The organism is Lentilactobacillus parakefiri, from assembly GCF_002157585.1.
GTDB classification, from domain to species: Bacteria; Bacillota; Bacilli; order Lactobacillales; family Lactobacillaceae; genus Lentilactobacillus; species Lentilactobacillus parakefiri.
This window is the reverse complement of sequence record NZ_BDGB01000002.1, coordinates 35670-42510: the sequence shown is the minus strand read 5'-3', so window position 1 is coordinate 42510 and position 6841 is coordinate 35670. Positions and strand designations below refer to the sequence as shown.

Here is a 6841-nt window from a genome sequence, read left to right as displayed (position 1 = left end):
AAGAACCCAAATAAACGCAGTTATTCCGGATTTTGGAATGACTGCGTTTATTTGTTAAGTGGCGGGGATCAGCCGTTTGCCATGTAGGCTAGGCAAACTACGCTGGCCGTCGTCGCAAGTTTTATCAATATAAAAGTGGTAATCAGAGTTGCAACAAAAACTATCGTAACAACTAATGTCCCAGCCTGTGGATGATTCGCATATTTTTAATCTACCAGCGACGGATAACAGCAGCTAAATCACTTCAAGCGTCACTAATCAGGATTGTTTTGACTCAATTGCCACTGCAGGTAAGCGTTGATAAACGGATCCAAATCGCCGTCCATCACGCCGTTAACATTGGCGGTTTCATAGTTGGTTCTGTGATCTTTGACCATCGAATACGGGTGAAAGACATAGGAGCGGATTTGTGACCCCCAGCCGATCTCTTTTTGTTCACCCTCAATTTTGGCCTTTTCTTCGGCTTTCTTCTCTTCTTCCAATTCATACAACTTTGATTTCAACATGTTCATTGCCGTTTGCCGGTTTTGAAGTTGTGATCGCTGAGCTTGGCTGGCAGCAACGATTCCAGTCGGCAAATGAGTAATTCGAACGGCTGAAGAAGTCTTGTTAATATGCTGACCACCGGCCCCGCTGGATCGATAAACATCAATCCGCAGATCATCCGGATTAATGTCAATTGAAACGTCATCGTTTAATTCAGGCATCACGTCCACTGAAGCAAACGAAGTGTGCCGACGGCCGGCAGAATCAAATGGTGACAGTCTCACCAGTCGATGGATTCCCTTTTCGGAACGCAGGTAGCCATAGGCGTTTTCACCGCTGATCAACAGTGAGACACTATTCAGGCCGGCGACATCCCCAACCTGGTAATCCAATGTCTGGACGGTAAATCCATGAGCCTCTGCCCAACGGGTGTACATCCTAAGCAGCATTGATCCCCAATCTTGGGCTTCGGTACCACCAGCTCCAGGGTGAATTTCCAAAATGGCATTGTTATGATCGTATTTGCCATTGAGGAGCAAATTTAACTGATAGCGATCCAATTTTGATTTGAGCAGCTTTTCGGCGTTCTCAAATTCGCCTTCCATCCCCGAGTGGGAATCTTCTTCAATCAACTCCAAAGTGACTTTGAGATCATCCAGCTGATTTTTGAGGCCAACAAAATCGTCCCGCTTATTTTTCAACTTATTGGTTTGATCAATCAGTTTTTGAGCGGATTCTTGATCATCCCAAAAGCCCGGTTCAGCCATCTTCGCCTCATTAATGGCAATGCTTTCGCTTAAGGCATCGAGGTCAAAGCGACCTCCCAAAGCCATCGATGGCTTTTTGCATTTCAGCGATTTGTTTTTTTGCTTCACTTAATTCAAATGACATATTATTCTCCTCTAAAAGTTCTGCCAATTCTAAAGAAAGAATCCAAACAATCATCATTGCCGGATTCTTTCCCAATACATATTAACGTTGCATGTTTTGACGAATTTCGGCCTTCATGAACAGACGAGTTGCATCATATTCAATATCAGCAATCATTTCTTCGAACATCTTGTACCCTTCTCGTTGATATTCAACCAGTGGGTTTTGTTGACCGTAACCACGGAGGCCAATTGATTGACGTAATTGATCCATAATGTCAATGTGATCGGTCCAGTGAGAATCGACAACTCGTAAGATGACAACTTTTTCGAATTCAAGCATTTGAGATTCATCATAAAGTTGTTCTTGCTTTTCTTTATATTCTTTGTTTGCCAAATCCATCAGCATTTGCTTGATTTCATCAGCTGATTTGCCTTGGAAGTCTTCCAAAGAAATCTGGTCTGGGCTGACCATAGCGCTAATCGCAAAGTCTAAGATAGTTTGAAGATCCCAATATTCTTTTTCACCCTGAGTATGCAAATCAACGATTCGGTTAATGGTTCGCTCAATCATTGGTATGATAACCCACTTCAGGTCCTTTTGCTCATCAATGACTTCACGACGCTCACCGTAAATAACTTCACGCTGTTGTCTCATTACGTCATCGTATTGCAAAACGTTCTTCCGTGAATCGTAGTTGTTCCCTTCAACCCGCTTCTGGGCTGATTCAACTTGCTTAGTAATCATTCTTGAACGAATAACGGCGTCTTCACCCTCGACATTTAAATGTTCCAGGAAGTTTTTGATCTTTTCAGAACCAAAACGACGCATCAAGTCATCTTCAAGTGACAAATAAAATTGTGACAAGCCGGGATCACCTTGACGTCCTGAACGGCCACGCAGCTGGTTATCAATCCGTCGTGACTCGTGTCGTTCAGTCCCAATAACGGCCAAACCGCCAAGTTCAACAACCCCAGGTCCTAATTTGATATCTGTCCCACGACCAGCCATGTTGGTGGCGATGGTAACGGCACCCCTTTGACCGGCGTTAGCAACAATTTCAGCTTCCTTAGCATGATTTTTGGCATTCAACACCACGTGAGGAATTTTTTCTTCATCGAGTCGTTGTGACAAATATTCAGAAGTCTCAACCGCAACGGTACCAACCAACATTGGCTGACCCTTTTTGTGGAGTTCCTTAATCTTATTAACCACCGCTTCAAACTTAGACTCCAAAGTTGGGTATAAAACGTCTGGATGATCAACCCGGACAACCGGTTTGTTGGTTGGAACCGAAATAACTTCCATGTTATAAATCTCACGGAATTCTTCAGCTTCAGTCTTGGCAGTACCGGTCATTCCGGCAAGCTTCTTGTACATCCGGAAAAGGTTCTGGTAAGTAATGGTTGCCATTGTCTTACTTTCTTCGTTAATCGTCACCCCTTCTTTTGCTTCAAGGGCTTGGTGAAGACCATCGGAGAAGCGACGGCCTTCCATGATTCGTCCGGTAAAGGAATCAACAATCTTCACTTCATCGTCTTGAACCACATAATCCTTATCGCGAAGCATGATAAAGTTGGCCCGCAATGCTTGGTCCAAATGGTGGGTTAAAGCCGTGTTATCGGTATCATAGAGGTTTTTCAAGTTAAAGTACTTCTCAGCCTTTTCAATTCCTTGATCGGTCAATGAGACCGTCTTGGTTTCCAGATCAAGTTTAAAGTCATCGCCCTCGTGCAGGGTTTTGGCAAATCGATCCGTTCGTTGGTAAAGGTCTGAAGTACCACTTGATTGACCGGAAATAATCAATGGGGTTCTGGCCTCATCAATTAAAATCGAGTCAACTTCATCGACAATCGCAAAGTTCAAAGAACGTTGAACCATTTGTTCTTTATAAGCAACCATGTTATCACGCAGATAATCGAAACCGATTTCTCCGTTGGTTGAGTAGGTGATGTCGGCAGCGTAGGCTTCCCGCTTCTCATCAGCGTCTTTTTCAGTCGTGTTAACCCCAACCGTCAGGCCGAGCCAGTTATATAACTCACCCATTTCAGTCGCATCACGTTGAGAAAGGTATTCGTTAACCGTGACCACGTGAACGCCTTCGCCTGCAAGTGCATTTAAATAAACTGGCATGGTGGCGGTTAAAGTCTTCCCTTCACCAGTTTTCATTTCTGCAATATTTCCTTCATGAAGAACAATTCCACCCATGATTTGGACGTGGAATGGGTACAAACCCAAGACGCGCTTTGCACCTTCACGGGCAACAGCAAATGCTTCCGGAAGCAAATCATCGAGTGTTTCGCCGTCTTGATAACGTTTTTTTAATTCCGGTGTCTTGGCTTGTAATTCCTCATCACTGAGTTGACGATACGCTTCAGCATACGAACCAACTTTGTCAGCAATTTTACTGAGTCGTTTTTGTTCGCGCGTATCACTTTCAACCCATGTTCTTAAAATATTAGCCATTAGTAAATTCCCTTCTAAAATAAAATACTGATCAAATTTCTCTTAGTAATTGTTCTTAGTATTTGTAGACTACATACTTATTTAGTGTAACATTTTAGGCCGCTCATGAAAACACAAAAAACAATGCATCAGCGGCATTTAATCATAATAATACATTTTGAGTGGATATGAAAGGTCAAAGGTAATATTGGACAGCAAATGTTTTCACAGACTAAAAGATTGGGGATAAATTAAAGTTCAACTTATCCCCAACCCTTTGAACGGCGCATCATGATGGCCGCTAATGATTATCTTAATTATTCTTCGCCGGTCTCAATCAAGCCATAACGGCCATCATTACGACGGTAGACGATGTTGATGCCTGAAGTTTCTGCATCTTCATAGATGAAGAAATCATGGCCCAACATGTCCATTTGAAGAATGGCTTCCTCGTTATCCATTGGCTTTAAAGCCAGTTGTTTTGTACGAACAACTTGGAACTTGGATTCGTCATCAGAATCTGAATCGCTGGCAGAAGTATCTGCGGCAGGTGCAAATTCAAGATTCTTAAATCCTTTTTCACGAGATTTGCGGTTAACCTTGGTCTTGTACTTACGAATTTGACGTTCAAGCTTGTCTGTCACCAGATCAACACTTGCATACAAATCGTTAGACATTTCTTCGGCTCTCAAAGTTAAGTATGGCAAAGGAATGGTTACCTCAACTTTTGCTTGCTTATCTGGATAAACCTCCAAATTGACATGAGCTGTATTTTTCATATCCTTTTCAAAGTATTTCTCCAGTTTACTGATCCGTTTTTCAACGTAATCCCGGATCGCCTGGGTTACCTCAATGTTTTCACCACGAATGTTAAAAATTAGCATAGCGTTCTCTCCCTTCACCATTAAAGGCTTAATGGTCCACTAATGAAATCACTTTCATTACTGGCTACAACTTTAGTATAATTGAAAGTTCGCATTTTAACAATCATTGGGTCTGGATTTCTTTATCTTGCAAGGGTCAATCCCCTCACAGAAGCCGCGCCTGCTTGAAGGAGAAGAGCTGCCGCATGCCTAATGGTGGTACCGGTTGTATAGACATCATCAACTAATAAAACAGCCTGATTTTTAATTTGATTTTTTTCTGGTGCCATCATTTCAAACGGTTGACCCAACATCAGTCGATCTTGGCGATTCTTCTCCGATTGGCGGATCGTTTTCTTATCAAGTCGGACGTTTAATAGTTCCAAGTAGCGGTCGCTTTCTAAAAGCCCGGTCACCTGATTAAACCCGCGAGTGGCCATGGTATCTGCTCCCACCGGGACCGGGACAATAATCGCCGACTGCTTTCTTAGCTGTTCATGAATCCGTTCAGAAAACACTTGCCGTAGTCGATAATCACCGGCAAACTTGTAACGCTTCATATAATCCTTCATCGCTGGGTTATATTCAAACAACGCAGTGTTGATAAATTTGAACTGACTGTCCTTCTCCCAGCGTTGGCAATCGTAGCACGGATCAGGCATTTCTTTTGTTCGCTTCCGGCCGCAGCCAGAACAGGTGGGAAAGGACTCAAGCGGAGAGAAAGCGGCAGAACAGGGTTCACAAATCGTTCTTTTGCGTAATGGTGTTAGGCGAATCAGGTCGCCAAGCGGCATTTCATTTCTCAGTCCGGCCCCACACAACAGGCAGTCTTTCATAATTTAGCCGCCTTCCGATTCATCAGCTTAATCTGGCGGTCACATGATTTGATGTTGGGCGTTTTTACTTCACAATAAAAAAGTACCTGCCCCGTCGGTCGGTCAGTATTTCGACCAACCCGTCCGGCGATTTGAACCAGTGCGGCTGCTGAGAAAATGTCATTATCAGCCTTCAATACCAGGACATCAATTCCTGGAAACGTGACGCCGCGTTCCAAAATGGTGGTTGTAATCAAAAAGTCCAGTTGCCGTTTGCGCATTAAGGCCACCTTCTCAAGCCTGTCAGGGTCGGCAGAAAAGACGGTTTCAAATTTTGCCATGATTCCAGCATTCTTGATGGCATCAGCCACCCGGGTCAAATCCTTGATGTGGGGAACGAACAATAAAAATCGCTGCTTTTCTGCAACCAACTCGGCAATGATCCTTAAAATCTGCTTGGGTAATTTGGAAGTTTGAATCTGTTGAGCAAGATTTTTAACACGAATGACTGAAATTTCCGGCAAATAGTGCCCATGATATCTAATCGGCAAGTAACTAACTGACAGTTTTTTTCTGGAAATCGCTTTAAATAAGGCTTGATCGGGGGTGGCCGTTAAATAAAGCATGGCGCCAGCAGGCTTAATCGCATTTTGAACCCCATAGTGAAGCATCGGATTGCCCGAATATGGGAAAACATCCACTTCGTCGATAATCAAGACGTCAAAGGCGTGGTAGAATCGTAACAGTTGGTGGGTCGTACAGATCGTAATCTGACTATATTGGTAGCGTTGTTCACTCTTACCATGCAGCAGGACCATTGAAACTTGATTGAAGGCGGCTTGAATTCGTGGAAACAGTTCGATGCACACGTCCACACGCGGTGAAGCAATTCCAACTCTCAGACCGTTTGCAACCGCCCAGCTAATCCCTTTAAACAGCATTTCAGTCTTGCCGGCACCCGTGACCGCCCATAATAAATGGTGTTGGCGTCGTTGAAACACCTCAATGACTTTATTGGCACACTCGGTTTGCAATTCAGTCAGCTGTCCCAACCAAGACAATGGGCTTTGATTATCGGAAAAACGATTGGGCTCTTCCATATATGCCAATGGCGACAAAGTGTCCACCCGCCCCATCTGAATACACACATAGCAATAAAAGTGGTGATTAGGTAAGCTGGCAAGTGAGCGGCGTAGTTTTGACCCACAACGCTGACACACCAATCCGTGATCATGGCTGATGGCCGGACGCAAGTGAATGTCCACTGCCCTTTGTAGCGACGCCGCCAGGTCACGCTGTGGGATTTGGCGGCCGTACAACTCTGATATATCATTAATCATAGATTGTCACCTCAATCTATAA

5 protein-coding genes are annotated in these 6841 nt (G+C 43.9%); all 5 read right to left on the bottom strand.

Annotation, left to right across the window (positions count from 1 at the left end):
• Positions 1–254 precede the first annotated feature (254 nt).
• Positions 255–1377 (bottom strand): peptide chain release factor 2 gene (gene prfB / locus LPKJCM_RS00295; protein WP_179286640.1). Its coding sequence is split into 2 segments (ribosomal slippage): positions 255–1298 and positions 1300–1377, totalling 1122 coding nucleotides; the frame shifts between segments, so codons are not numbered across the junction.
• An 81-nt stretch (positions 1378–1458) separates the two neighbouring features.
• On the bottom strand, positions 1459–3822 hold the full coding sequence (gene secA, locus LPKJCM_RS00290) for a preprotein translocase subunit SecA (RefSeq protein ID WP_057962646.1): 2364 nt from the start codon (positions 3820–3822) through the stop codon (positions 1459–1461).
• Between the two features lie 296 nt (positions 3823–4118).
• A complete protein-coding gene (gene hpf / locus LPKJCM_RS00285; RefSeq protein WP_057962647.1) occupies positions 4119–4685 on the bottom strand; it encodes a ribosome hibernation-promoting factor, HPF/YfiA family in 567 nt (188 codons plus the stop codon).
• 122 nt (positions 4686–4807) lie between these two features.
• Positions 4808–5500 (bottom strand): ComF family protein, encoded by a 693-nt coding sequence (locus tag LPKJCM_RS00280; RefSeq protein WP_057962648.1) that lies wholly within the window; start codon positions 5498–5500, stop codon positions 4808–4810.
• Positions 5497–6819, bottom strand: a complete 1323-nt coding sequence (locus tag LPKJCM_RS00275) for an ATP-dependent helicase ComFA (RefSeq protein ID WP_057962649.1) — start codon at positions 6817–6819, stop codon at positions 5497–5499. The genes LPKJCM_RS00280 and LPKJCM_RS00275 overlap by 4 nt, the downstream gene beginning before the upstream one ends.
• Positions 6820–6841: the final 22 nt, after the last annotated feature.

Bases quoted from the DNA above. Each gene is read 5' to 3' on its own strand.
- LPKJCM_RS00280 (WP_057962648.1), bottom strand. From the start codon at position 5,500: ATGAAAGACTGCCTGTTGTGTGGGGCCGGACTGAGAAATGAAATGCCG.
- secA (WP_057962646.1), bottom strand. From the start codon at position 3,822: ATGGCTAATATTTTAAGAACATGGGTTGAAAGTGATACGCGCGAACAA.
- LPKJCM_RS00275 (WP_057962649.1), bottom strand. From the start codon at position 6,819: ATGATTAATGATATATCAGAGTTGTACGGCCGCCAAATCCCACAGCGT.
- hpf (WP_057962647.1), bottom strand. From the start codon at position 4,685: ATGCTAATTTTTAACATTCGTGGTGAAAACATTGAGGTAACCCAGGCG.